This window comes from Thermodesulfovibrio aggregans (assembly GCF_001514535.1).
In the GTDB taxonomy this organism is placed as follows: Bacteria; Nitrospirota; Thermodesulfovibrionia; order Thermodesulfovibrionales; family Thermodesulfovibrionaceae; genus Thermodesulfovibrio; species Thermodesulfovibrio aggregans.
On record NZ_BCNO01000001.1, the window covers coordinates 840,043 to 866,424 of the forward strand.

General features: G+C 35.6%; 28 protein-coding genes. 2 read left to right on the forward strand and 26 right to left on the reverse strand.

All coding sequences use genetic code 11. The features are described from left to right. Nucleotides 1-11 precede the first annotated feature (11 nt). A complete protein-coding gene (locus tag TAGGR_RS04265) occupies nucleotides 12-788 on the forward strand; it encodes a ParA family protein (protein ID WP_059176108.1) in 777 nt (258 codons plus the stop codon). A 22-nt stretch (nucleotides 789-810) separates the two neighbouring features. Here the strand turns inward: TAGGR_RS04265 and uvrC are convergent, their stop codons facing one another. From uvrC to TAGGR_RS04335, 14 genes are all read right to left on the reverse strand, one after another. Continuing rightward, nucleotides 811-2,595 (reverse strand): excinuclease ABC subunit UvrC, encoded by a 1,785-nt coding sequence (uvrC, locus tag TAGGR_RS04270; protein WP_059176109.1) that lies wholly within the window; start codon nucleotides 2,593-2,595, stop codon nucleotides 811-813. A gap of 12 nt (nucleotides 2,596-2,607) precedes the next feature. Continuing rightward, nucleotides 2,608-4,821 (reverse strand): CHASE2 domain-containing protein, encoded by a 2,214-nt coding sequence (locus TAGGR_RS04275; protein WP_059176110.1) that lies wholly within the window; start codon nucleotides 4,819-4,821, stop codon nucleotides 2,608-2,610. Further along, nucleotides 4,811-5,854: a FecR domain-containing protein gene (locus tag TAGGR_RS04280; RefSeq protein ID WP_059176111.1), complete on the reverse strand. Its 1,044-nt coding sequence runs from the start codon at nucleotides 5,852-5,854 to the stop codon at nucleotides 4,811-4,813. The genes TAGGR_RS04275 and TAGGR_RS04280 overlap by 11 nt, the downstream gene beginning before the upstream one ends. A gap of 92 nt (nucleotides 5,855-5,946) precedes the next feature. Continuing rightward, nucleotides 5,947-6,780, reverse strand: coding sequence for a tetratricopeptide repeat protein (locus tag TAGGR_RS04285; protein ID WP_059176112.1), 834 nt, complete (start codon nucleotides 6,778-6,780; stop codon nucleotides 5,947-5,949). Then, nucleotides 6,770-7,660 carry an MlaD family protein gene (locus TAGGR_RS04290; RefSeq protein WP_059176113.1) on the reverse strand — a complete coding sequence of 297 codons (891 nt, stop codon included), beginning with the start codon at nucleotides 7,658-7,660 and terminating at the stop codon, nucleotides 6,770-6,772. The genes TAGGR_RS04285 and TAGGR_RS04290 overlap by 11 nt, the downstream gene beginning before the upstream one ends. Next, complete coding sequence (locus TAGGR_RS04295) at nucleotides 7,647-8,276, reverse strand: ATP-binding cassette domain-containing protein (protein ID WP_059176114.1); 630 nt, start codon at nucleotides 8,274-8,276, stop codon at nucleotides 7,647-7,649. Before TAGGR_RS04295 ends, TAGGR_RS04290 begins: the two co-directional genes overlap by 14 nt. After that, the gene (locus TAGGR_RS04300) at nucleotides 8,273-8,944 is read right to left on the reverse strand and encodes an ABC transporter permease (RefSeq protein WP_059176115.1); all 672 of its coding nucleotides are present in this window, start codon (nucleotides 8,942-8,944) and stop codon (nucleotides 8,273-8,275) included. The genes TAGGR_RS04295 and TAGGR_RS04300 overlap by 4 nt, the downstream gene beginning before the upstream one ends. Before the next feature lie 2 nt (nucleotides 8,945-8,946). Continuing rightward, a complete protein-coding gene (locus tag TAGGR_RS04305) occupies nucleotides 8,947-10,578 on the reverse strand; it encodes a transglutaminase-like domain-containing protein (protein WP_059176116.1) in 1,632 nt (543 codons plus the stop codon). Nucleotides 10,579-10,623: 45 nt separating this feature from the next. Further along, nucleotides 10,624-10,866 carry a conotoxin gene (locus tag TAGGR_RS04310; protein ID WP_059176117.1) on the reverse strand — a complete coding sequence of 81 codons (243 nt, stop codon included), beginning with the start codon at nucleotides 10,864-10,866 and terminating at the stop codon, nucleotides 10,624-10,626. Nucleotides 10,867-10,948: 82 nt separating this feature from the next. After that, entirely contained in the window at nucleotides 10,949-11,821 is an 873-nt protein-coding gene (locus TAGGR_RS04315) for a DUF4384 domain-containing protein (RefSeq protein ID WP_059176118.1), read from the reverse strand. An 8-nt stretch (nucleotides 11,822-11,829) separates the two neighbouring features. After that, nucleotides 11,830-12,108, reverse strand: coding sequence for a hypothetical protein (locus TAGGR_RS04320; protein ID WP_059176119.1), 279 nt, complete (start codon nucleotides 12,106-12,108; stop codon nucleotides 11,830-11,832). Nucleotides 12,109-12,265: 157 nt separating this feature from the next. After that, nucleotides 12,266-12,568: a DUF4282 domain-containing protein gene (locus TAGGR_RS04325; RefSeq protein WP_059176120.1), complete on the reverse strand. Its 303-nt coding sequence runs from the start codon at nucleotides 12,566-12,568 to the stop codon at nucleotides 12,266-12,268. A gap of 13 nt (nucleotides 12,569-12,581) precedes the next feature. Further along, the gene (locus TAGGR_RS04330; protein WP_059176121.1) at nucleotides 12,582-14,858 is read right to left on the reverse strand and encodes a GNA1162 family protein; all 2,277 of its coding nucleotides are present in this window, start codon (nucleotides 14,856-14,858) and stop codon (nucleotides 12,582-12,584) included. 61 nt (nucleotides 14,859-14,919) lie between these two features. Beyond that, the gene (locus TAGGR_RS04335) at nucleotides 14,920-15,735 is read right to left on the reverse strand and encodes a caspase family protein (protein ID WP_059176122.1); all 816 of its coding nucleotides are present in this window, start codon (nucleotides 15,733-15,735) and stop codon (nucleotides 14,920-14,922) included. Here TAGGR_RS04335 and TAGGR_RS04340 point away from each other — a divergent pair. Next, nucleotides 15,734-15,976, forward strand: coding sequence for a hypothetical protein (locus tag TAGGR_RS04340; RefSeq protein WP_059176123.1), 243 nt, complete (start codon nucleotides 15,734-15,736; stop codon nucleotides 15,974-15,976). The two genes, TAGGR_RS04335 and TAGGR_RS04340, sit on opposite strands and share 2 nt — an antisense overlap. On the opposite strand, the gene TAGGR_RS04345 is transcribed toward TAGGR_RS04340, so the two are convergent. The 12 genes from TAGGR_RS04345 to TAGGR_RS04405 form a co-directional block, all read right to left on the reverse strand. Then, nucleotides 15,970-17,211 (reverse strand): serpin family protein, encoded by a 1,242-nt coding sequence (locus TAGGR_RS04345; protein WP_059176124.1) that lies wholly within the window; start codon nucleotides 17,209-17,211, stop codon nucleotides 15,970-15,972. The genes TAGGR_RS04340 and TAGGR_RS04345 overlap by 7 nt on opposite strands. A gap of 19 nt (nucleotides 17,212-17,230) precedes the next feature. Continuing rightward, nucleotides 17,231-17,590: a zinc ribbon domain-containing protein gene (locus TAGGR_RS04350; RefSeq protein WP_059176125.1), complete on the reverse strand. Its 360-nt coding sequence runs from the start codon at nucleotides 17,588-17,590 to the stop codon at nucleotides 17,231-17,233. 18 nt (nucleotides 17,591-17,608) lie between these two features. Next, the gene (locus TAGGR_RS04355) at nucleotides 17,609-18,157 is read right to left on the reverse strand and encodes a hypothetical protein (protein WP_059176126.1); all 549 of its coding nucleotides are present in this window, start codon (nucleotides 18,155-18,157) and stop codon (nucleotides 17,609-17,611) included. A 158-nt stretch (nucleotides 18,158-18,315) separates the two neighbouring features. Continuing rightward, entirely contained in the window at nucleotides 18,316-18,753 is a 438-nt protein-coding gene (locus TAGGR_RS04360) for a hypothetical protein (RefSeq protein ID WP_059176127.1), read from the reverse strand. Nucleotides 18,754-18,865: 112 nt separating this feature from the next. Further along, nucleotides 18,866-19,192, reverse strand: a complete 327-nt coding sequence (locus tag TAGGR_RS04365) for a hypothetical protein (protein WP_059176128.1) — start codon at nucleotides 19,190-19,192, stop codon at nucleotides 18,866-18,868. Then, nucleotides 19,189-21,102 (reverse strand): tetratricopeptide repeat protein, encoded by a 1,914-nt coding sequence (locus TAGGR_RS04370; protein WP_059176129.1) that lies wholly within the window; start codon nucleotides 21,100-21,102, stop codon nucleotides 19,189-19,191. The genes TAGGR_RS04365 and TAGGR_RS04370 overlap by 4 nt, the downstream gene beginning before the upstream one ends. Before the next feature lie 10 nt (nucleotides 21,103-21,112). Then, complete coding sequence (locus TAGGR_RS04375; protein WP_059176130.1) at nucleotides 21,113-22,144, reverse strand: DUF2330 domain-containing protein; 1,032 nt, start codon at nucleotides 22,142-22,144, stop codon at nucleotides 21,113-21,115. 17 nt (nucleotides 22,145-22,161) lie between these two features. Continuing rightward, nucleotides 22,162-24,180, reverse strand: coding sequence for a tetratricopeptide repeat protein (locus TAGGR_RS04380; protein ID WP_236698897.1), 2,019 nt, complete (start codon nucleotides 24,178-24,180; stop codon nucleotides 22,162-22,164). Nucleotides 24,181-24,212: 32 nt separating this feature from the next. Then, a complete protein-coding gene (locus TAGGR_RS04385) occupies nucleotides 24,213-24,608 on the reverse strand; it encodes an SHOCT domain-containing protein (RefSeq protein ID WP_059176131.1) in 396 nt (131 codons plus the stop codon). A 220-nt stretch (nucleotides 24,609-24,828) separates the two neighbouring features. Then, nucleotides 24,829-25,146 carry a hypothetical protein gene (locus tag TAGGR_RS04395; RefSeq protein WP_153000444.1) on the reverse strand — a complete coding sequence of 106 codons (318 nt, stop codon included), beginning with the start codon at nucleotides 25,144-25,146 and terminating at the stop codon, nucleotides 24,829-24,831. 14 nt (nucleotides 25,147-25,160) lie between these two features. Further along, a complete protein-coding gene (locus tag TAGGR_RS04400) occupies nucleotides 25,161-25,490 on the reverse strand; it encodes a hypothetical protein (RefSeq protein ID WP_059176134.1) in 330 nt (109 codons plus the stop codon). Nucleotides 25,491-25,745: 255 nt separating this feature from the next. Continuing rightward, a complete protein-coding gene (locus tag TAGGR_RS04405; protein WP_153000445.1) occupies nucleotides 25,746-25,964 on the reverse strand; it encodes a PIN domain-containing protein in 219 nt (72 codons plus the stop codon). Nucleotides 25,965-26,382 lie beyond the last annotated feature (418 nt).

A 26,382-nucleotide genomic window follows, 5' to 3' on the forward strand; every position in this document is an offset into this window, starting at 1 on the left:
AATTGAGATAAATGGGTAAAATTATAGCAATAGCCAGTCAGAAAGGCGGTGTTGGTAAAACAACAACAGCTATAAATCTTTCAGCTTCTCTGGCAGTAAAAGGTAAAAAAGTTCTGGTCATTGATTCAGACCCTCAGGCAAGTCTTACCTTTGGTTTGGGAATGAGAAAAAATGGAGAGAAAATCAAAGGATTATATGAACTTTACGCAGGCAAAGCTATATTGCAGGAGGTATTAATTCAGCCAATAGAAAATCTCTATGTAATTCCCTCACGAATTGATTTATTCATGGCAGAACTTGAGATATTTGAAACTGAAGAGAGAGAAAAAAGACTGAAATTTTTGCTTGATTGCTGTAAAGATGAGTTTGATTATATTTTTATTGACTGTCCTCCTTCTTTTTCGTTTCTTACCCTGTGTGCCCTTGTTGCGTCAGACTCTGTAATAATTCCTGTTCAATGTGAACAATTTGCTCTGGAAGCTCTGAGAATATTTATTAAGCTTTTATGGAGAATAAAAGGTAACTTCAATGAAGCACTAGAGCTTGAAGGAATTCTTCTTACCATGTTCAGCAGGCATCTTAATTTAAGTAGAACAATTGCAGAAGATATAAAAAAAGTTTTTCGCTCAAAAACTTTTGAGACCTGTATACCGAGAAACATAGCACTTGCTGAAGCTTCCATGAATGGACTGCCTGCTATTTTTTATGCACCTGATGCTCAAGGGGCTATCGCATACAAAGAGCTTGCCCAGGAAATTCTAAATAGAACCCTAAACCTCAAACCTTGAACCTTTAACCTTGAACTTTGGATCACCCGTCAGGGTGGGATGTCTTATTAAGTTGTTCAATAATTTTTTCTGCGAGCTTAAGATTAAATCCCTGAAGACTTGCTATCTCCTCTGCAGATGCAGATTTTATCTTTTCAATGCTACCAAAGTGTTTCAGGAGAGTAAGTCTTCTTTTTTTACCAACTCCTGGGATTTTTTCAAGAACTGATTGAAAGGTTGCTTTTTTTCTTAGTTTTTTATGATAGGAAATGGCAAATCTGTGAGCCTCGTTTCTTATCTTCTTTAGTAAAAGAGAAGAGGGTTTTTTGTCTTCAAGAAGTATCTCTTTTCTATCAGGAAAAATAAGTCTGTCAGGTTCTTTTGCAATGGCAAAGCAGGGAATTTCTTCGTTTAATTCTTTTATGACTTTTAATGCAGTGTTTAGATGTCCAAGACCACCATCAATCAGAATTAAATCAGGCGCTGGTAAGCCTTCCTGAGCATTAAACTTCCTTACTATTCTTAAAACAATCTCTTTCATTGCAGAGTAGTCGTCAATTCCGTGAGTTTCCTTGATTTTTAAATGTCTGTAAAAGCTTTTATTAAAGTTTCCATCTTCCCAGTAGATAAAACTTCCAACAGAATAAGTTCCAAAAAGAGTTGATACATCAAAAGCACCAATTTTTGATGGAGTTTCATCAAGACTGAGTCTTTGTTTTAACTCTTCAAGGGCAATTTCTACAGGCGAACTCTTTGATTTCAGATGAATTCTTGCATTATTTAAAGACATCTCAAGAAGTTCCTTTTCTTCCTGTATTAAAGGAGTTCTGATAATAACATCACTTCCTCTTTTTTCTTTAAGCCAGAGTTCAAGATGTTCATGGTTTTGAGGCAGATTTTCAAGAATGATCTCAGATGGAGGAATTAAAGATTCCTTAAGATAAAGTGCTTCAATAACTGAGTTGAGAAGTTCATCCCGATTTTCATAAATAGATTTCTTAATAATCCAGTCTCTTGAGCCAATTAGAAGTCCGTCTCTCACAAAAAGAACATTGACTGAGATTTTAGAGTCTTCCTGATAAAAAGTCAGCACATCCATATCTTCAATCTTCTGAGATACAACTCTCTGTTGAGAAAATATTTTTTCAAGTTTTTTTATCTGATCTCTAACTATAGCAGCTTCTTCAAATTTGAGTTCATGAGAGAGTTTTTGCATTCTTTCATACAATCTATCAAGCAGTTCAGTTTTTTTGCCTTTCAAAAATAAAATAACCTCATTAACCCCTTTCATGTAGTCTTCTCTACTGATAAACCCAGCACAGGGAGCAGGGCATCTTTTCATCTGATACTGAACACAGGGTCGCATTGGCTTATTTAAGCTATATTTACAGGTTCTTACTTGAAAGTTTTTTCTGATAAAAGATAGAGCTTCCCACATTGATTGAGCTGGGATATAGGGACCAAAATATAAGTTTCCATCTCTTTTTGGTTTTCTTACCACCTCTACTCGTGGCCACTCTTCAGTAATTGTTATTCTTAAATAGGGATAGTTTTTATCATCTCTCAATAAAATGTTATAAGGTGGTCTATGCTCTTTTATGAGATTTGCCTCAAGTACAAGGGCTTCATACTCACTTGATGTGACGATGTAGGAGAGGTCTTTTACGAGCTGAACCATTTTTGCTTTTCTTTGGTCAATATTGCCATGAAAATAACTTCTCAGTCTGTTTTTAAGACTTTTCGCTTTTCCAACATAAAGAACCTTTCCTCTGCTGTCTTTAAATATATAAACGCCTGGCAGAGAAGGCACTGTATTTAAGTCGATCATATAATTATTGTATTACTTTTCTGTGGCAGTGTAAACCTTATCCCAATCTGAAGGTGGAGGATTTTGAATATAAAACCTGCATCTTTCTTCATAGACAGATGAGGCTTTATCATTAAATTTTTCTTTAATTTTGGTGAATATTTCCATTGCCTCTTTAAATCTGCAATTTCTATAAAGATCTAATGCCTTTTCAAACTCCTTGACTGCGGGCTCAAAATCATTGTTTTCTATTACTTCATATATCTTTACAGGCTCTTTTTTCCCTTTAACCCTTATCAGGTCAAGCTCTCTTATTTGAACCTTGAACTTTGAACTTCGAATCGCCGAAGGCGGTTGAATCGCCCGCAGAGCGGTTGACTCACCAGTAAGGTTGTTTGTCTCCTTTAAAGCATTAAAAGTGTTTTCGCTTATTATTATTCTTGTTCCGTATATTTTATTTAATCCTTCAAGTCTTGATGCTAAATTTACAGTATCTCCTATTGCAGTATAGTCGAATCTTGTTTTAGTTCCCATGTTTCCTATTACTGCCTCTCCTGTATTTATTCCTATTCCGATGTCAATCTCGGGAAATCCAGATTTAACAAACTTTTCATTTAGAGATTTAAGCTCTTTTATCATCTCAATGGCTGTTAAGACAGCTTCTTTAGCATGCTCAGGAATTTCCACTGGTGCATTATACACTGCCATTATGGCATCACCAATGTATTTGTCAAGCATTCCTCTGTGTTTAAGCACAATTTTTGTCATGGGATCAAGATAGTTATTAAGAAACATAACAAGTTGCTCTGGAAGAAGCTGTTCTGATAGTGTGGTAAAACCTCGTATGTCTGAAAAAAGCACTGTTATTGTTCTTCTTTCTCCACCGAGCTTTAAAGTATCGGGATTTTTTATTATTATGTTGACAAGTTCAGGTGAGACATAGCTTGAAAAAGCTTTTTTGAGAAATCTGCTTTTTTTCTCAATGATTAAGTTTCTATATACCTCTGATAACACATAACACAGTAAAAGAGCCAGAAAAGGATAGATTAAGGAAAGATCAAGGAAGTAGTTTTTAAATAGCAGAAGATTTATTGAATAAGTTAAAAATAGAGAAACCATAAAAAAGCTCAGAGAGTAGAGAGTTTTTGATGTTTTCATAAAAATAAAGCTCAATAAAATAACTGGAACTGCAATAAAGAGAATATCAAGGAATGTTACCCATGCGTTGGATATCAAATACTGCTTTTTGAGAATATTTGAAACTAAAGTGGCAGATATCTCAACTCCCGGCATAACAGGATCAACCGGAGTGCTACGGATATCAGCGATTCCTATCTCTGTGGCTCCTATGAAAACTATGGAATCCTCTGACACCTGCACCTTTCCATCAAAAACTTCTACTGCTGATATTGTTTTGAATGTGCCAGCTTTTCCATAATAATTGAGTGCAAGGCTACCAGATTCATCAACAGGCACTGTCTCATCTCCTACCTTTATACTTTTTATTCCATATTGAGCAATCTCAACAATTATTGGTTTTCCCTTGAACTTTGAGGCTGCCATAAGTGCAAGATGAGGATATAGTTCTCCATTGTAAATGGCGAGGAGATTTATTCTCCTGTAAACTCCATCTCTGTCTGGAAAGATATTAAAAAAGCCTGCCTGAGCTTTTATAGATGGAATATTAAGCTCTACATAAGGAAATTCTCTTACAGGGATTGTTTCTTGAACCTTGAACCTTGAACTTTGAACTTTGAATTGCCCGAAGGGCAGTTGAATCATCCGTATGGGTGGAGGTTGTTGCTCGGTTTTGACTATTTTTATTCTTGATTGCCTCAGATTTTCATAAGATTTATAATTTATGTATGTTTCATCTTCTCTAAAGTAGTATCCGACAATCACATTGTTTTTATTTAGTGTTTCAGAGAGAATCCTGTCAGAGTAGGGATCAGAATTTTCTGAAAAAACTATATCAAGGACAACTGTTGCTTTTTTAAGCTTTTCTATTAATTTTGCAGTAATTTTTCTATCCCAGGGCCATCTACCGAATTTGTCAATGCTTTTTGAGTCAATGGCTACGATTAGAACTCTGCTGTCAGGCTCCATGGATCCTCTCATTCTGAATCTTGCGTCTTTGAGTTTGTAGTCAAGGGCTGTTAAAAAATCAATCTTCATTATGTATAAGAGAAAAACAAATAGAGCTGAGAAAAATCCAATGCAAAGAAAAATCGGAAGTTTATTTTTCATTTTCCAAAAGTTTTAAAATTGTCTCCACATTTGTCAGATATTTTCCATCGGGATAGTTCTTTTTATATTGAAGAAGTTTTTGTTTTGCCTGCTCTTTAAATCCCAGTTCGTAAAGTGTCATTCCTGCAAGATAAAGTGCTGCCTCTTTCTGAGGCACCTCTGGATACTCATCAAGAACTATCAAATACTCAGCTAAGGCAGCTTCAGGATTTCTGAGAAACCTTGAATAAACAGTACCTCTTTCAAGTCTTGCATCTGCTTTTATCTCTGGATTGTCACTGAGATCAAGTGCTATCTGAAATACATAAAGAGCTTCCTCATATCTACCACTATCAGCAAGATAGTGTCCATAGTTTATATTCCATCTTGCAATAATGTCTGGAAGAACACCCGATATCTCCCACTCCTCTGGTGGAGTTGGTGCTGTTATCTCTGAAAGACCTTTTTTTGCATCATAAAGAAGACTACCCTCTTCTACTTTTACAGGCTCTGTTGGTGTTAGTCCTCTCGTATTCTGAACCATCGTATCAGGTAAGAGAGTCTTTTCTGAAGTGTCGTAACCAGCAATATAGACTGTATTTTCATTGCCAAAAAATACATTAGCCAGCCCTTTTGAAAGCATCAGGAATTCTGTCCCTTTTATGCCTGCAACTGCTGTGGGAGTTTTAACTCTTAAGTTTGTTGCCTGTCCTGTAAGTTTTACTACAGTAGCTCTTATTTTGCCCTGAGTTATATGAAAGACTCCATTCTTTTTACTTTTGTCAATTAAAAACTCTGAAATCTCAAGCTCTGTGTTGTCGGCAAGTGTAAACTTGCTTCCATCAACCATTTTGATAACTGCCCAGCTTTTTTCCTCTGTTTTTATCCAGAAGCCAGTGTTTAAAGAAAGTCCTGCTTTGGCTTTTTTATAGGGAATACCAGAATGCTCCCTGTAGAGAACTATTCCATCAATTTTTTCAATCTCTCCAATCGAGGCATAGGCAAGTGTTGATAGATATAGTATGGATATGATAACTAAAACTGTTTTTTTCATGTTTCCCTCCACACACTTTCGGGATTCAAAAGCCCGCCGCCTTGACGGGCGATTCAACCGCCTTCGGCGATTCAAAGTTCAAGGTTCAAAGTTCAGGGTTCGAGTTCTTTTTCAATTTTCATCACTACCTCTTCTTTCCCAAGAGCTTTCCATACTTCAATGGCTCTAATAAAGTATTCCTTAGCTTTCTTTTTATCCCCTGTATTTTTATAAAATCTGCCAAGGGTTTCCATATCAAGGGCTATTTTTTGAGGATTTGCAATTTCTCTGTCAATCTCAAGTGCTTTAAGAAAATAGCTTTCTGCCTGTTTTTGATTTTTAGTTGAATAAATCTCTCCAAGAAGTCTTAATGTGTTAGCTTCTTCAATTTTATCTATTTTCTGATTTATCTCAAGAGCATGTTGTAACAGTCTATCTGCTTCTTCATAGTTATTCTGTCTTATTTTTAATCTTGCAAGTAGATTCAATGATTTTATCTTTATGTTGTTGAATTTAGAGAGGCTTAATTTTTTTAAAAGCTCTTGCACATCCTCGTTAAGTAAAAAACCTACTCTTGCTCTTTCAAAATCAAGCTCTTCAATAGTATTTTCAGGTAACAATGCTTTTTTAGAAAGTTCCATAGCTGTATCAATGAATTTTTTTGCTTCCCCTATCTCACTCTCTGAGCTGTAAAGTCTTGAAAGACTAATTAAAATTATCGCAGTTGCATTGTCATCCTGAATAAGGCGGGATTTTTTTAGAGCTTCATTATATAAATTTTTTGCTCTCTCAATCTCACCCCTTTGAAAGGCTTTGTTTGCCTGTAAAATCAAACTATTCAACTCTTTTATTATGAAAGGTTGTTCAACTGGAGCTCTGTAACATCCAGAAATTATCAAAAAAAATAAAAACGAAAACGTTATAGTAATCTTTAATCTATCTTTCATAACTGTCTGCCTCTATAGGCTTTATTTCAGGCTTTTTTATACCTTCTCTTATGGGCCATAGGCCTTTTATACTCTGAAGTATTTCATCAAGGTCCTGCATGCTCTTTTTTGCCTGTTCAACCATTGCAGGTAAATCTTGTTTTGTAGTTCCTTTAATTGTTTGAGCTGTTTCATTAAGTTCATTTAAAAGGTTTTTTGCTGATTTTATTAATTGTATGAGCTCTTCGAGTGATTTTTCTGATTTTTCAGTTATAGAAGGAGCCTTTCTATTTAGCTCATCAAGAAGTTGATTTATCTTGTCTGTTGTTTTTATGAGATTTTCTGATATTTTCTCAATATTTTCAATGCTTTTTCTGATATTACTTTCTGGATTATTTATGTAATTTACTGTCTCTCTTATGCCCGATAATATTTCCGATATTTCTGTTTTAAGTTCTGCTGCTATCTCTTCAAATCCTGCCTGTCTGAAAAACTTTATTGACTGTCCTGGCTTAAGGGGCTGTCCACTGCCCGGTAGTATCTCAATATAAGACTCACCAATGAAGCCTTCTTTTGTAAGTAGTGCTACTGAGCCTTCTCTGAACCATTTTGTGTGGGATTGTTCTATTGAAAGAATAACTCTTACTGTTCCATCATCTTCAAGTTTCATCTCTTGTAGTCTTCCTATTTTAAAGCCTGAGACTTTAACAGGCATACCATTGTAAAGCCCTGTTGCTTTATTTGTTTTAAAGTAGAAATATTCTGTTTTTGTAAAGATTCCCTTTTGCTTTGCAATGAAAAATAGAATGATAATAGTTCCTATCAGAGCTATTGAAATGAATAAAAAAATCTTGCTTTTAAGAAAAACAAATCTTGGATCTGTCTGTCTAATTTTCTGCATATTTAATTATACTGGCTTTTTCAATCAGTAAACTGTCCCTTTCTGAATCAAGAATATAAATTAGTGTAGTCCCATCTGCAATCTTTTGTATTTTCCCAATGAGTTCTCTTTTTTCAGACTCCTCAAGTCCATTAAAAAGATACTCAAAAATTACAATCTCAGGATTTATTAAAAAAGCTCTTGCAATCCCAATTAATCTTCTCTCAAAGAGTGTAAGTTCTGATAAAGGAATCATAGGCTCTTTTTTAAAATTCAGATTTTTAAGAATTTCAATCCCTCTTCTGATAATATTTTCTTCCCTGTCAACTTTATGGTAAATTGCTGGAAGTGTAAGGTTTTCCCATGCCTTTAAATTGCTAATTAATCCTCCTGTTTTAAAAACTATGCCAATTTTTTTTCTCAGTTCAAGGACTTTATCCCTTGTAAGTTCTTTAAGTTTTTGTCCCATTATAATTACTTCTCCTTTTTTAGGATTTTTTAGCCCTATGATTAGTTTTAAAAATTCACTTCCCTGTTCTTCCTTTCGAAAAACAAACACATTTCTTGAACCCCTTTCAATTTCAAAGTCCATTTCCATATCAATAAACTCACCAGTTAAACCAAATGCTTTTATCATTCAATAAATTTTCCAACAAAATCGATAAAAACATCAAATAAAAATATTGAGAAAAGACTCCCTGTAATGGCTTTAGTTGCTCTCTGTGGTATTTCAGTTGAGCTTTTCGCGACAGAAAGCCCCTGCCATATACAGATTACTGATATTGAAATACCAAAAATCATTGACTTTGAAAAGGACATTGCAATCTCTTTAAAGGAAAGATTAAGAATAATTACATCTGCGTAATCTGAAAAAGGGATGTTACTTATCAGTGTTGCCAGAAAGATTCCTCCAAAAATGGCTGACAGCTGAAAATATATGGAAAGAACAATGGCAGAGATTAAAACTCCATAAAGTCTTGGTTTTAGTAGATAAACTTCAGGTTTTATTCCCATTGCCTCAAGATACTCTATCTCTCTGTTAAGTTTCATTGTGGCAAGTTCTGTTGCAATTGCAGAGCCACTTCTTGTGAGAATTATGAGACCTGTAAAAAACGGACCAATTTCTTTTAAAACAAGCCATAAAAGTATTTTCCCAATAACATTGCTTGAGCCTGCTCCTGCTATTGAAGCTGTCTGAAGAACTATAACAAAACCTATAAGCAATCCTGAAATTGTTATTGCAGGCAATGCTTGAATTCCTGTGAAGTATATCTGTCTAAGTAAAACCTCTCCAACAGGTGACATTACTATCTTTTTGCCCTTACTTTAAATACAAAATCGTAGTTTAAAATATCTTCCCACTGATATCCTTTAAGAGTTGAGCGAGTATCATCGACATCTCCGTAGGGATTCCCGGGTATGTAAAACCAGTTCATTACTACATCACCAGAGTGTCTGAGCACTATCCAATATTTTCCCTTGTTGATTTTAATCCTTTCAGGAAATGTAAAATCAACCCAGTAATAACCCGGACGTTTCTGAATGCTTTCCAGAAAAACTGGCTTTGATCTGAATCCTTTAAGTGAAGGTTTACCTCCTTCATCTTCAACAAGATCAATATATACAGTTCCGTCACCGCCGAATTTTCTCATTGCAAGGGATATTTTTTCAACTTCAACTGGTTCATCAACTCTGAATGCCTGAGCATAGATATATTTTGATGTGACATACTCGGCTGTTTCTTTGTCAAGTATTTTCACTGCCCTGTCCCCTGAAATCTGGTATAGTTCAACAAGACTTGGAAAATCCATGTTTCCGAATTCAAATACCTTCTCTTTTGGCAAAGGCGGTGGAGGAAGTGGAGGCGGTGGAGGAGGCTTTTCAATGCTCTCTTTTTTTACGAGAATTTTATTGCTTAAAAGATAGACTCTTGGTGAGGTTTCAGATGCCTTAGGTGAAAGAGAAACTCTGTCAGAAAGAAATTTTGCCTCAACAGTTTCATTAAAAGAGGGAAGATAGGGAGAAGCTCTCCATGTATCATTTACCTCATCAGATTCAAGAGCATGGGTTTGTTTTATATGCCTCGATGATGTAAACTGTTTTGACTGCTGGGGATCATAACTCAGCCACCCAAGATCAGGAAAATAAACCTCTATCCAGGCATGTCCTCCCTGACCCATGCTCTGAACAAGAAAGTTCTTTCCAAGAGGAATTTTCCACTGCTGTTTTAAAGTAAGTCCACCAACTACTCTTGCAGGAATTCCCGAAGCTCTGAGAAGTGCTATTGAAATATGAGCAAGATTCTGACAGTTTCCTTTTCCTGTTTTAAGTGTCCATAGAGCATCAAATTGAGGTGGATTGTATGTATACTTTATATTGTCAGCAACCCAGTTAAGAATTCTTGTAACTGCCTCATACTCTGTCTGGGCATCTTTTGTGAGCTCTCTGGCGAGTTTTACAATATCAGGATGTTCCGCCTGCACAAGTTGTGTAGATTGAAGAAAAATCTTTTCAGATTCAGGAATATCCTTCAGAGGAAAGGATGTCACAGAGTTTTCCGCTTTTAACTCTGAGCCAACAGAGGCTTCAAAGGTTATGGTTATCCTGACTGATCTTGTGAGATTTCGCCAGCTTGCCAGACCCCAATAATTGCCATACCGGTCAGTTATTTTTTCAAATTTTTCAGGCTCTGGTTCAATTTTTATGTCAAGATTATAAATTCTTTGTGAAACAAACTTATTTGAAAAATCCTTTGGAAGGGCAAATCTAAAACTCAAGCTTTCAAGAGGCTCAGTTACATTAAATTGCAACTGCTGGTTTATTTTTATTCTGCTTTGAAGGGTTCCCTCAAGAATAAGAGTTTTTGAAAATGCAGGGTATACTGTAAAAAGAAAGGATAAAAAAATTATCGAATTTATCAAAAATTTTAACTTTTTCATTGAATTTTAATTTTAAAGGCAGGCATAAGCCTGCCTACTCTTAGTTTAATCGCATACATTATTTGTGCATTTGCCACTGCAGCACTGACTGTTTGAAGTGCACCACCATCCAGATGGTGTGCATGGCTTTGCAGCTATCATTGTTTCTATTTTTCCATCACTTTTCATTGCAAGGCAGTAATCAACCTTTTGAGATGCAGTAGCAGTGTCTTTGTTGAGTGTAATGAATAAAAATCCGGAAGCAACTATCACAAGACACAGGGCAATCAGAAAAAATTTCTTCTTCATTTTCAACCTCCCTGTTTTGATGTTAGCTCCTCAAGGAGCTATAAAATTGTATAAATTTCAACTAATTTTCTCAAGGTAATTTTCACCTCTCTCGTTGTGTCTTAATACTCAACTTTGTTTCGTAAAACTCAGAGGCTTTGCTCTTACCATTTCCTGTAATTTGAACACCTTTTTCAACAATCTGTACTCCTCTTATTTTATCGCCAAGTTCGTCAAAATTTGTTCTTATCTTGTAAACTCCACCAGCTGGCTCAACATCAACTGCACCGAGCATGCCAGTGCTTGCATAAACAATAATGCTTTCTTCACCAAAAGGTGGTGTTACCTCAAGTTCGAATCTGTCTGGACCTGAGGGGATTTCATAAACAACTCCTCCCTGAAAGTAGTTATCTTTTCTGTATGGATTTGGAAGAATCTGAACAAGGCTTCCATCAGCCTGTCTGTATAAAACTCTTGCATAAAATGGTTTGTTGCCTTTCATATAAATTTTTACTTTTTCACCTGCCCTGTATTCTTTTTTATCTGTCCATACATTAACCTTAAGTGGTGCGGTGGGATCATCAAGTTCTTTTGATTGAGAAATCCTTTTCATTGCCTCTTCATCGGGAACTACTTCAGCTTTTATTTTTATCCTGTAGCAGTCTCCAATTCTTGGTGGTTCATTATCCCATGCACCTTTTGATTCAATTATCCTTACCTTTGCATTTGCATAGGCATTAACCAAATCATGCTGAAGTTCAAAGTCTTTTACTTTTGTTTCAGATTGAATATAGGTGGAAACCTGTTCAACTGCCTTTTTCTTTGCATCCTGAAGTGCTGTTTCCTCTGTTTGCCTCTTTGACCTGTCTTCACTCATGCAGGCATATCCCTCTGACTCTGTTATCGCAGACTGGGAAGCAATGGCAGTAGAGCTAAATATCAGGATTATCAATAGAAGGTAAAAAATTCTTCCCATAGTTTGCCTTAACACTTTACTCTTTGTGCTATACATTTACCGCTTTTGTCAGGACAGCATCTTTCACACCAGTGCTGACCATTTTGATCACAGCAACATACTCTCTCATAGCAACCATTAAGCTGAACACTCCATTCACTGCAGTTTGCCGATGCTGCAAGAAGATAGTTTTCAGAACCAATACTGCATAAACCTGATTTTTCATCAACATTCATGGTTGAAAGCGCTGATGAAGCAGAGATAAGTATTAAAACCATTAAAATAGTAATTAAACTAAATCTTTTCATCTTACTCCTCCTCCACCCTTACGGGTTATTCAACCGCCTTCGGCGATTCAAAGTTCAAGGTTCAACTGCCCTTCGGGCAATTCAACCACCCTGACGGGTGATTCAAAGTTCAAAGTTCAACTGCCCTTCGGGCAATTCAAAGTTCAAAATTCAAAGTTCAATTTTTTTCAGCAATTTTAGCTGTGTTTTCCTCTATTTTAAACAAGACGATAATTATTTCAAGAACAACCCTTGCCCAAATAATGTTTAAAAAAACAATCACTGGAGCGATTATTATTCGCAAAAATCCTCCAAAGGGTGAGTATTTCATAGAGTTTATTCCACCGATTAAGAAAGCCAGTCCAATAAGTACTGAAATAATTATCGCAAATACATACAGTATTTTGATTACTCTTACAGTAATAAAACTTTTGAATGACAGGTCAAAAAGCTGTGCAAAAAATCCTTTCTCACTATCCATAAAAACCTCCCTTTTATTTAGCTGTTAATCTTTCAAGTAAAAATTTTACCTGTCTGTCTTCAGGATTGAGCCTCAGGACCTCTTCAAATACCTTTTTTGCTTCCTCCTCCCTGCCAGTCTGGTAATACATTAATCCCAGTGATTTCTGAAGTGTTGAATCCTTTGGAAACTTTTCCACCCCCTCTCTAAGATAGTTCAATGCTTTTTCATCTTCCTTCATCTCCTGATAGCATATAGCAAGATAGTAATAAGTTTCAGCTGTTGCAAAGGCTTTCAGCGCTTCCTCAAAGAGTGTAACAGCTTTTCCGTAGTTTCTCTGCCTGAAGTATGCTCCTGCCTCAATTAAAAGCTCTGTTGCCTTCCTTTGTCTTTCTTCCTGAGAAAGCCCTGAGTAGGGATTTGAGACTGCATTCACAACTCTTCCTTCTGGAACTTTACCATCGTAAACTTTGCTTATCTCAATATTTCTAAGCCTCATCTCATCAATATTTGTTGAACCAAAGTAATTTGGATGAATTTTTAAAACCGTCTCCGAAGAAATATTCAGATTGTTATCATAAATGTTGTTATCCCTTATTTCACCTGAAAATCCATTAATTTTAATGCCTGTTTCATTCTGAAATATGCTGTTCATGGAAACTACGGAGTTTGTCCTTATGAGCCCAATTCCTGTTTTATTACCTGAAATTGTTGAATTCTTTATTGATGGAGAAGGAATTCCTGTTAGTGAAATCCCTGTTTCACAATCTGTAATTATTCCATTTTCAATAAAGCCCTGTGATGAATTTAAGGTTAATCCAGTCTTTGCATTTTTAATCCTGAAACCACTTATATTTATCTGCCCTGATATTACAGATATTCCTCTCCACTTTTTATCAGAAACTGAGATGAATTCTACTGGAGAGTCCTTCGCATCTAAGATGAGTTTGCCCTCAACAGAAAGCGCTGAGTTTTCGTGAAACATTATTCTTGTCTCTGGCTCAACTGTTAGAGTTAGCCCCTTTGGAACTATGAGGCTATCTTTAACAATGTAAACTCCTGAAAGAACAGTATCTCTTGTGATTTCTCCTGAAATCATCTGAGGCTCTTTTGTTGTCAGGGATGCCCGTACAGCATCCTGTATTTCTGATTCATTTCCTGCATTATCGTAGGCAACAACTCTGTAGTAGTAAGTTTTTCCGTGCTCTGCGGTTCTGTCTTCATAGGAGTTTAGCTCTGTTATGCCAATCTCTTTAAAATCAGTGAGGGGTTTGTCGCTTCTTAAAATCTTATAACCCTTTAAGTCAGGCACATTTCTCAGGGTCTGCCAAGATACTTCAATTCTGTCATGGAATCCTTTAGCCCTCAATCCTGTTACCTGAGGAGGCGGGGTTGTATCAATTGTGACAAATCCGCTTACATCAATCCATTGAGTTTCGTATCCACCGGGTTTTCGTAAAGACACAATTAGGGGAACTTCCTTAACGTTATCACCGGGCATAACAACATACTCGCCAATGTAAATCCCTGGCTGTGTTTCCTTCATCGGGATACCTTTTTTAAAGTTACCGATGTCAAAGGTTGCAACCATGCCTTTGTCTCCTTCAACACCAACCTGTATGACTTTTCCTTTTCCAAAGGGAGAGTCCTTTGCATTTGTAAGAACCTCTCTAATAGTTGGTCTTTCTTCAACAGTTCCCGCAGGAGAAGGGATTTTTTCATTAAATTTGTAACAAAGTTCGTTGATCATTCTTACCTGCTGAATGTCTCTTATATTCATTGCAGTTGATATTGCTGTCATGACAGCACTCAATGGAGAAAGTGGAACTCCACCCTCATGGTATCTCACAGAGTCTTTCAGCCTGAAAACTTCCTTTCCTGTTCTGGTGTTTACCATCCAGACTTCAGCTTCCACTCCAAGCTGAGAGTAGGCAACAGCATAAATCTTTTTGTAATCAGTAACCCTTCCATAAATCAATCCATCACATCCCAAAGCTTCACAAATCTCTGCTGGTGGAATTTCAAGAATGTTTTTACCCTTTGATTTTTCAAGCTGAATAATTTTCTCATCAACGATGCTGAGTTCAATGTCCCTGTAAGGCTTTGAACTGAAGTGATTGTAAAAAGCCTTTCTAACCTGATTTGCTATTCCTATTTCCTCTGTTTTATTCTCAAATGGAAGGATTGCAACTGTTTTAGGAAGTTCTTCATCTGATATTTTTACTTCAGGAGCCTCTTTTTTTATCTCAGAAACAGGAGCGCAAGAAAAGACAAGAGATAGTAGTAAAAGAAGAAACAGAGTTTTTTTCATGCTGCACTCCTTCGCTTTTTTCAAATTATAAAGTTTTATGGAAATGATTTCAAGGTAATTTTCACCTTATTTTACCAAGTGGGAATGACTGGCCTGTCGGTGTAGCTGTTGGATACTGAGCTCGTTTGAAAATCTTCTCTGCAAGGGCTGGAACCTCACTATCCACATAGTTTGCAAGCTCAAGGGTTTTTATGAATCCATCTCTGTCTGTATCTGCCTTGCCTTTTAAGCCTTCTACAAGCACATAGGTAAACAGCCCGTGTCCCTGATAACCTTCAAGGGCTTCCTGAAGGGATGTGGATGCTGAAATAATTGTGGAACCAACTGCCTTTGAAAGTATCTTCACCGCAGTCTCTTCACTCATACCACGGGTAAGCATTGCCATCTGCAGTGCCTCACCAAGTTTTCCAGCATTGCAGGTGTCTATCACTATGAACTTCTTTGTTGACGGTACATTGGCTATGAGTTCTTTTAGCTCTGCCTGTGTTAGGGCATCTTCTTTAAGCCTAAAGGTGCTTAATGAACCTACATTACTCGTTATGAGAAAATACTCTCCCTCATCCACTGTTCCATGGCTTGCCACATAGAAGACAAAGACATCCTCTGGATTGAGGTTTTTATAGCCTTCAAGGGTCTTTTTGATATTTTCCTTTGTAGTTTCTTCCTTTGTTGTGAGAAGTTTTACCTCTACTTTTTCAAACAGAGGCTTTGCAATCTGAGTGATGGTCTCTGCAAAGAGTTTTGCATCTGCCACTGCGTATTTGAGCTCAAGCTTTGGGTTTTTGTATTCATTTATCCCTATGACCACTGCATACATGGAAGGCTTTTTAATGCTTATACTTGCAATTACCTTGTGCACAGCAGGGTTACTCTGCATGGTGTTGTCACCATTGAAGGCTACTGCCTTTATGATGTTTTCACCATTTAGAAGTTTTACCGTATATGTCTTAAAGATAGACTTCTCTCCAGCCTTTGGTGTGATCTTTATTCCCCTTGCACTGTCAACAAGAACTGCTGTTTCATTGAGATATAGCCTTATGTCTCCAATACCAGAACCTGTGTCTGTGAGTTTTACTGTAACCTTTATCTCTTCTTTATCAGTTGTAAATTTTCAGTGAGAATTTTCTTTCGGCTCGTATACCTTACCGATGAATAGTATAGCACCGGTTGTATTGTGCTGGATTATAAAGATAAAGGGATGGTCTGCGCGGAAGACCACGGGCTTCTTTGTTCGCTCCACAGAGGCTTTTGATAACATTATCACAGCGGTGGCTGCTGCCGCCTCTGTCCCCTCTTCATTGACCTCCACAAATGCCTTGTGGATTACATCATCTATTTTGAGTTTTTTTGTTCCATCCATGCCTGAAAAGTCTGCATCATCAGAAAAAGCAGTTGGCATACCCATGCCTGCAAATACTTCCTTGAGTGTATATTCCCTTTCAAACTTAAATCTTGGCAGATATAAATCTACGGGTGTCATACTTAATTTTCTTTTTATCTCGCTTATCCTTTCATAGGTTAATGTCTTTTCTATGCTTTCAAGATCTACTTTTGGAAGTAATATTATCATTGAGAGTTCCTTTCCTTCATAGGGAAGTTCGATGGCTTGTAGGTCTTCTGTTTCAGTATAGTTAAACTCTGGATATTCATTAAATCCTTTCATATCCATTGTCATCATCGGCACCTTTACTTTTTTATTCGGTGAAACCTTGAAATCCTCATCTTTTGTCAAATTTTTTTTGAACTGTGTTTGCCATTTCCCCTTGAAATATATCGCATTTGTAAGGATAAGCCTTGTATCCTGCGAAACTGCCTGTGGCGTTATTATATTCTTGATTTTGCGGTTTGTATTACCCTCAATCCAGCCGTTAATCGTAAACACTGCCTGCTCTCTTTCAGTTGGGTCAATAAATCCCACATTTGTTGCCTTGCCTTGATAATACCTTTCTATCACCTTTAAATAATCATCAAGCAGTTTATAGGTCTTCTCTACCCAGAGGGCATTTGCGGTGTGGAGTTGATACTTTTTGTCTTTTTTGTTTATCTCGTTGATTAGATTGAAAAATCCATCTCTCCGAGTTTTATCATTTAAAGGGAAATGAAAGACTTTCTGCATCTCATCTTTTGTCTGTCCCCTTGCACCTTCGTAAGTCATACCCATAGCAGTAACAATACTGAAGGGTGAGAAGAACTCATTTCTCCCCTCTTTACCCTGTATGAGTTTTAAGTATAGTTCAAATGTAAATTTATTATTTGAATCAGCAATATCTTCAGCCCTACAGGGTAGGGGATTAAAAATGAAAACTGCCACAAGTATGATTGCCAGCATAAAATATTTAGGTAAATTAACCATGATATACCTCCAGAGATATTTACTTAATCTTTTTTCCGCATTTGGGGCAAAAAGAAAAACTCTCTTTTACAGGGTTTCCACAATAGGGGCTGTAGTTGATGACACCAGTATCGTTTATTTTTCGTTCGATAATCTCATTCTCTTCTGAATAATCGACTATGTCGTATACAGATATCAATTTCTCTCCGAATGCATTTTTGTATGAGTACCTTGCATATGCTATTCCGATAATTATAAATACTATTCCGAATAATGGGAAAACAAATGGAGCCCCAATCTCAACAGCGCCTAATATCCAAAATATCGCAAAGATTATAGCTGCTATTGAAGAAAAAAATCCTATCTTAGATGGAACATGCCCGGGTTTAATCTGTCTCATTTTTTGTCTCCTTCATAATTAAGCACATATTTTTTTATCAATTTTCTCAAATGCCCTCATAAGTTTAATCCCTTTGTACACTTTTGTCTCATCAGGAGATTTGATGGTAAGGGTTATGACATTGCTGTCTTTAGCAACAGATTTACTATCGTTTTTTTCTGTCTCTTTTTCTTCTTCTGGGCCAGTATAGTTACAGCAAATTTCAAATAATTTTATGGACTGCTTGGGTTTTAATGTTACCTCTATAAAACATTCATCTTGATTATAGATAAATTCATCAGCCTGCAATAAACTGCAGTTTTCTAAATTTTCATCACATAGCATAGGGAACCAGCCATTTTTTATTTCTTTTTCAAACTTGCAGGGCGTTCGTTTTATTTTTTCGTAAAGTTCTGGTTTTTCCCTTTTTAATTTTTCAAGATAAGGGGTAGTTTTTGTGGAATCTACTGAATATTTGAAGTTGATTAATACTGAGTTTTTTGAACTGTTGAGCACAAAGAAATCTGTTTTCCATGAACAGGAGAGAATAAGAAATATAGTTAATGAGGTTAAAAAATTTTTCTTCACAAAAACCTCTACAACTTCACTTTTTCTGCTCCTAAATAATATGTCTCTAACTGCTCTTTTGTCATTAAAAAAACAGTGAACGACTGTACGAATATGGCAATCCCAGAAAGCATTCTGGTATTACCATAGTTCCATCCTGTTTTTTAAAAAAACTACTTTCACTGGCATCTGATCTTATAAGCTATGCATTTTCCTGAACTATCAGGACAACATCTTTCACACCACATTTGTCCGTTTTTATCACAACAGCATACTCGTTCATAACATCCATTGGTTTGCATGCTCCATTCAGAGTAACTATTTTCATTGTTAGCTGCAAGAATAATCTTCTCAAAACAAGGTTTGTTAAACGATTTCGAATCTTCTTTTTCTTTGTGTGGAGTTGGTATAGGGATTTTCTCTTCAATTGGTCTCAAAAATTCATCTCTTTTTTCCTGTGGTTGTTCCGGACCAGGAAAATCACCCCATCTTCCTTCCTGTTCTGCTCTTTTGCTCTCGATCGCTGTGTCCACAGCTTCTTCAAAGGGTGTCCGAGCAAAAAGCTGAGATGTTATAAATAGACTTGCTACTAAAATAAGTGTAATCAAATTTTTCATATTACACCTCCATAGTATTTATTTTTTGTTTATATTTTAAAATGGGCTATAAAGCAATTTTATTCTTTTTTTTATACTTTCAAGGTAATTTTCACATTTGAACCCCACCTTTTTATTTCAATTTTCCTCTCCTGCCAACTAAAAAATAAGATAAACTTAAAATTACAGCAATCAGACCGAATAGAAAATTCATGGAATTGTTATCTTCAGCGGGTTTTTTTAATAAAATTCCAAGCATTCCTATGGTAATAGCAATCAAGACCACAACTATCCAGATTATTTTTTCATTTTCCTTGAATTTTCCTGTGATTATATCAATAAATGCAAAAACAGATAGAATTATTCCAATACCAATTGCTCCAGCATCAACAAAAGCCAATGCTGTCCAGAGTATCAAGGCTATGAGAATTAAAAAAAATATTTTGAAGGTCTTGCTCATTTCAATACTTCTCTTATCTCATTTAAAAGCCTTTTATATAGCGCATTTCTTGTCTTTAAAAGTTCTTCAGGTATTTCCCTGTAATATTCCTTTGCTTTATCCAGCTCTCCAGCTCTGGCATGAATTAAAGGTTTTATAAGCAGAATAAGGCTATCATTACTGTATTTTGTCAATTTCTCTAAAATCTCAACCGCCTCTTTGTATCTTCCTTTATCAGTTTTTAGAAGTCCCATTACAGTAAGGGTTAATTTGTCTTCAGGGTTTAATTCATAGGCTTTTAAAGACTGCTTTTCAAATTCAGAAGTTTCTCCTTTTATTCTTAAAATCAAAGCCTTAAATGCTAAAACCTCTGAGGCTTTTTTTTCTAAAAACTCCTCAGGTATTAGTTCAAGATCTTTTAATTCAATAGAGTTTTCAGAATAAACCTTAAATTTTATTTTTTCATTTTTATTTATGTAATCTACGACTGTCCGCAAAATATCTCCATTTTCTCTCAAAAACCTTATATCATTATCACCGAGGTTTATAATCTTATCTCCTTTTTTTAGACCTGCTCTTTCTGCAGGTGTGTTTTTACTTACATAAACAATCATGGGATAAACTTCACCCATTACAATATTAGCACCTATACCTTTTCGTTTAAGCAATGATGTGGCTTTATCAGCCATTTCTAACGCTTTATCAAATTGCCCTTCACCTGCATATACATATGCAAGATGGCCGTAGATGTGCGGATCATTTGGTGTTTTAGTTAACATTTCTATTACTAACTTTTCTGCTCTTTTAAAATCTTCAAGTTCGGTAAGACTGTAAATTATTTTTAACTGGTAAGGGATTGTCTGGACTGAACAATCAATAGGTTTGGTTTCTTGACGGTTGAAGAAATGAGACATCATTAAATTTTTATCTTCACATTCCTTTTTAAAAAATTTTGAAGCCTTTTCAAAGGAATCAATTGCATCCTGATATTTTCTTTCTTTAATATACACCTCACCGAGAATTGCATGTGCTTCATATTCGCCCGCTTCGAACTTAAGTTTTAAAGCCTTCTGGATAGTCGATTTCGCCTTGGCATAATCCTTTTGGTAAAGATAAACCTTTGCAAGTGAAATATATAATAGAGTGTCAAAAGGTGAATCTTTTAATCTTTTTAACAACAACTCTTCTGCACTTTTATACTGTCCTGTGGCAATATAGATTGATAAAAGTCCCGAATAATCAGAATTTTTTGATATTTCCATCAACTTTTTGTATGCCTTCTCTGCCTTTTCATAATCCTGCCTTTTAAAATATTTTTCGGCGAGATCACTTATTGCAACAGTATTTTTATTTTTTGCGTGAATATCAAGGACTTCGTCAAAAGAATACTGACAGTTATCCTTAGTTGGTTTTTCTAATTTTTTTCCATCAACATAGCAGAAAAATTCATGGGATGAACCTCCAAATCCATTGAAAATGATAAAGGTTCTATGTGGGACGGCGATATTAAGTTTTTCTGAAGTTTGTTTCAGTGTCGGATAGAGGGGATATTCAGGGGTAATCAGACCAGAGATTTTTCCCTTATAAAAATTTAAGTTTATACCTTCATAATCAGCAAGATTGCCATCTTCACTTAAAGGTTGATAGCATTCAATTGCGAAAAGATCGTTCTTTTCAATTCTTCCGTCTTCAATAAGCCTTCTTGATTTTGCATAGGTGATTGTTCTATTTTTAACATAAATTTTCAGATTTTCAGGGATACAATTTTTTAATGTAAACTCAGATGTGTTTTCCCTGTTTATACTGTATCGAATTTTATCATTCTCAAGGTCTGTTTTTACCTCTATGCAACTGTATTTTTCTGTTTCTGTCTGTGCATAAGCAAATTCCAGCAGTGATAAAAGAATAAATAGAATAAGGATTTTTCTCATAAACTCTCTCCTATTTCTTCCTCAACTCTGGATGAGCTTCAAAGTAGTCATTGAGTTCATCAAGTGTAAAATCATCAAGAAAATTGTAGTCATAGTACCACCTTTCTAACTTCCTTGCATAGGGTGCAATCTTTGATATATCAAGGTTCAGGTCATCTCTGAATTCATATCTTCCTTCATAACGAAGCATCTGAATGTAAATCTTGTCCTTTTCAGTGAAAATATCTTCCACCTTTTCATAAATCGGCTTGAGTTCTTTCAAATACGCCTTTGAAGAACTGCTTAATTCAGGTCTTCTTTGCTCTGGAAAGGCTTCAATTATTCTTATTCTTTCATATTCATTTATTCCAATAGTCCCGGGGAGTATTAGCACAAGTTCAACTCTGCCAACTCCTCCAATAATGTTTGAGGTTTTCAGTGGATAATAGAGTCTGTCAGTCTTAAATCTGTAAATTAGTGGTTCAATGAATCTTGCTTCTTTTTTAACTTCCACATAATCAAATACAAAATACTGGATTCCCTTTTTTATGTAATCTTCAGCAATGGCTGAAAAATTCTTGAGTGCCTTGACTTCAATCTTTTTAATCCCCTTTTTATCGAGAAAATCAATCACCCAATTGTTAAAACCATTTATGTCATTTATCTTTATTACAGTCACATCATGAAGTCCTATTTTCTGACTCAGTCTTATCTCAACAGGCTCTGCTCCACCTCCTCCACCACCTTTGTAAATTGGTACTTCAAACTCTATCCTTTTTATTCTCAATAGCTTATTTACTTCCTTAAAGGGATTTCCCTTAGCAAGGCTTACTTCTGGCTCTGAAGGAAAGGGAATGAATTCAAGGATACCAGTTTCTTTAGTTGCTTTTAGTTCAGTTCCAAGAATTAAAACCTCTTCTTTTTTATTGTGAAATATGATTGCCTTCTGAGAATCCTCACTCACCTGTGCATCCATATCCCACCAGAAAAGACCTTTGTCTGCAAATAATAAAGATGGAGATAAAAACAACAGAAAAAACATAATAATTAAACTTTTTTTCATCTTTCAACTCCTTTTATTTATTTTAGTCTTTCAGCGTTTTTGCATGCTGATTGATCTTTGAAAGTATTGCATAGGTATAGGTATTCCTCACGTGCCTTTTGCAGCAAATCCAGTTTTTCATATATCTCTGCTTTCCGCGAAGAAATCTGTGCTGCAAAACCAAACCAGAAAAAGGCTTCTGCCTGCTGTCTGTTAAGCTTACCAAGTTTTTTAGTAACATTAACGCGACTTTCGTCATCTGTTACCATCCCCATCTCTGAGACTAAGGACATAAATTCATCAATACTCAATGACTTTTGTGCCTGGGGAAGGTTTCTGTCCACAATCTCCTTTGCTTTTTTTATATAGCTCATCTTAACATCATAATTTCCTTCCTTATAAAGAAGACATAGGTACACAAGCAGGAGCGCATCAATCCCCTGAGGATTTCTTTTTTCCAGAAGGGATATCCCTTTGTTGAAGTAATCTTCTTTTAATGGTGAATCCACACGAAAGGACATAAATAGATACTCTTCTGCTGTCGCATTCCCTGAAGCAATCTTCTTTTCAATTCTTGATTTTATCTGTTTTGCAATTTTTTCCTGTTCTTCTTCATTTTTCCCCTTAATCTCATTAAAGGAAACACCTGTTACCCTTTCTTCCCATCCTCCTTCATATAGATAATGTTCAATTTTTCCATATTCTGTCTGGTCTATATCTTTGATTTCTTCCTGCAATTTTTCCTTTTCTAATTTATATTGTTGATATTTCTGCAATTCTATTTGATCTTCTATTTCCTGTGCTTTCTGACCATAGTTTTTCATCAGTTCCAGATATTTATCAGCTTTTGTCTCGTCAAACCAGGAATAATACCTTTCGGCTAAATAGTAGACACTGTTGGCCTTCAGTCTATAGAACTGAGCCAGACATCCTGAATCTTCCTTGTTACAAAAAGAAGCAGCTTTTTCAATTTCGTTTAATGCTTTGTTAATGTAATCATCAATGAGTTTCTGCTCAGAGTCAGCAAATCTGCGCTCTTTAATTAGTTCTAAAACAGCATTTTGAAGCCTATCAATATATATAAATGCCTGTAACTTGTATAACTCCAATTTGTTTGGAGCATTTAAAGCTAATGCCCTGTTTATATCTTTCAAAACTTTGTCATTATAATCCTTTTCATCTTCTTCCTCACCAACAAGCCATTTTATTTTATAAATGATATTTGCCCTCAGGGCATAAGCTTCAGCATAGTTTTCATCTAGTAGTATTGCTTTATTTATGTTTTCCTCAGCCTTTTTTAAGGATTTAAGTTTTTCCTCTTTTTCTTTATCATCAATTGGTTCACCAATATTTTCATCCAGTATTAATTTAGCAATGCCAAAATAAGCCTGTGGTAAATCTGGATTAAGTTCTAAGGCTTTTTTATATGCTTTAAGCGCTTCTTCTCTTTCAAATAAAGACGAAAGTTGCTGTGCTCTCTCAAGCCAGAGGTTTGCCTTATACTTTTTCTCTTCTTCAGAAATTAGTTTTGCTATTTTCATTTTATCTCCACCGGTTGCAAGTTCAAGCTGTCTTTTAAGTCTTTCCATTTCCTTATTCTGTTTTTCAAAATCTGACTTTAATCTGTTGTAAGAATCTACAATGCTTTGATCCTGCATTACTTTTTTGAGATTGCTTTCTATCTCTTCCTGTGACATGGTGGCTTTAATTTTTACATAAAACCTTATTGCATCTACATCCCCGAGAACTGTTTTTTTCTTTTCAATGACTTCAATTTTCATTGAATGGTTTGCAATGACCTCAATGAAATCACTTTCTAAGGCAAGATTTTTAACTTTAGTATAGCTTTTTACATATGCGCCAGCCTGCTCAGCTGCTTTCTGCACCGCTGCTTTTTTTGCTCTCTCCTCTGCCACTTCCATTGTCTCTCCATTACCCATTACATATTCACCTTCTGCAGTAATTATTACAGGCTCTGAAGAGAATGCCTTTTTATAACCAATTCCTGCGAATAAAAATATCACCATACAAAACCATATAAATATCTTATTACTCAAAATAGCCCTCCTTCTTTTGTTTTTATCTCTTTTTACCACTTCTCATCCATAATCTCCTTACGCTTTTGCCTGTACTCTTCATCAGTTATAAGTCCATCTTTTCTCAAAGCCTCAAGTTTCCTGAGCTTTTTCTCAAAATCCATTCCTTCTGGTATTTCACTTTCATCTATCTCTACTACATCCGTAGCAGTGATAGGAATATTCTTTTTCTTTGAATCTGAATATGTTGAGAGATTTTTAATTGAATATACAATGCCTGCAAGACATGCAATAATCCATATAATACGAAAAAAGGCAAAAGGAGTTTCATCAGGAGCATCGGCCATTATAGCTACTCCAAAAAATAGAAATATTATAAGCATCACAATCGTTATTTTTGAAGCAAAGGGAGAGGGTCTAACAGGGGCTATTTTAGGTCTTTCTTTCATAATTTTTCCTCCTTGTCAAATTTGACATTTATATCAGCCAGATAAACATAGTAATCTGGTATAGCTCCAAAATACTGCCTTTAATGCTCTGTTCGTAAAAAGCTTAAGGAAAATCTTATCTCTGCTGCCTCCAAAAGGAGAAGCATAACCCTCCAAGAATTTTAACTCTCCAATTTCAACTCTCTCTCCAAGTTCAATAGAATTGGTCTGCACAACTCCATCATTTTCCACAGTAAGTGCTGTTATCTAAAAAATAGCCGCTTCTGCCACCACTTTCAGCAAGTATCACCACTGCAACATATACTGTTTCAAATGACTTCGTCATCAGGTATTTTATCAGCTTTACTTCAATAAAGCTATTCATGTCTTCTTCACCAGGGCTCAGGGGAGAGCCATATTCTCCGTTTTTTAATGTGAATGTTCTGTCTGAATACAACATGTGGTAGGTGAAGTTTTTCGCGGTCTTCTCTGTAAACACTGTCTGATCAGCATGAGCCTGACCTGATAAAAGAAGCAACATCCAAACGATCAACGACACATAAAAATTTCTTTTTAATCTAATTTTTCATCTCCTGCTGATAGAGTTCTTTTATTTTTAACTTTTTTCATGTAGAAAAAAATTGATATTTGCAGTGAACATAACACTACAGTGCTGATGACAAAAGCGATTACGCTACTTTTAAAGGTTGATACTATCTGATTTTTAATTAAAAAGATGCTCACTATTCTGTTTAAAAACATTAAGGCAGGCAATGACAGCACAGCAAAAATAATATGAAAAGCCTTTTTCCCCTTTATCCTTACTGCAACCACAATTCCTGAAATCCAGAAAACTATTGCTATAAGATAAAGAACTACTATTAATTCAGGTAAACCAGACATTTTTTCTTGCCTCCTCTTTGATTATACAAAACTGACAATTAAATTACATCCATCTTAAAAAATATTCAAGGTAAATTTCACATTCAAAAATTTTATCTACAAATTTTCACCTCAACCTACCCACTGGAAAAGAGTGATCTGTTGGTGTTGCTTGGGATACTGGGTGCATTGCAAGACCTTCTCTACAAGGGCTGGCACTTCACTGCCTGCATAGGCTTGTCAACTAAACCCTGCAACTTGTTCTAATATTTCATCTTAAATGTAAAAGCCTTTTTTCTTTAGTTCTAAAACTTTTTCAAAGGCACTTTTAATGATATTCATTTTTTGAGCTTTCATCAATAATTCTATTGTTCCACTTATTCTTAATCCCAGTTCCTCAGCCAGTTTTCTTGCTTTTAAATCATCAATCAGTACAGGAATGCCAGTATCATAAGCCAATACCACTACTTTAGCCTCTCCCCGGCCCAGATTCATTTCCTTTATAAAAAGATTTTTCAATATGCATAGATGAAAGACAATTTAAATTAATGTTACCAAATTCTTTTAATACCCCTTCTGGCACAATAACTTCTACACAATAAAGAAAGAAGATCAATTCTCTCAAGGGCTATCAAAACAGATGTATCTACTATGACTCTATCAGGCATTATCAAGTTCTTTTTCAAGATTTAGATTTTGATACCTTATTGGTGAAATACCTTTATTCAAGAGTATCTCAACATATGCCTTTTCAGAATATCCTGAGATTGAAAATTCTCATGAAAATTGACCCACCCTTCTATTAAAATAACCCCTAAAACAGGGGGGGGGGGGAAAGAAAAGGGTATAAAGCATGGAAGATAGGGTAAAAAAAAGGAAACAAAAGAAGAAAAATCAAGAGCTAGGAAAAAGA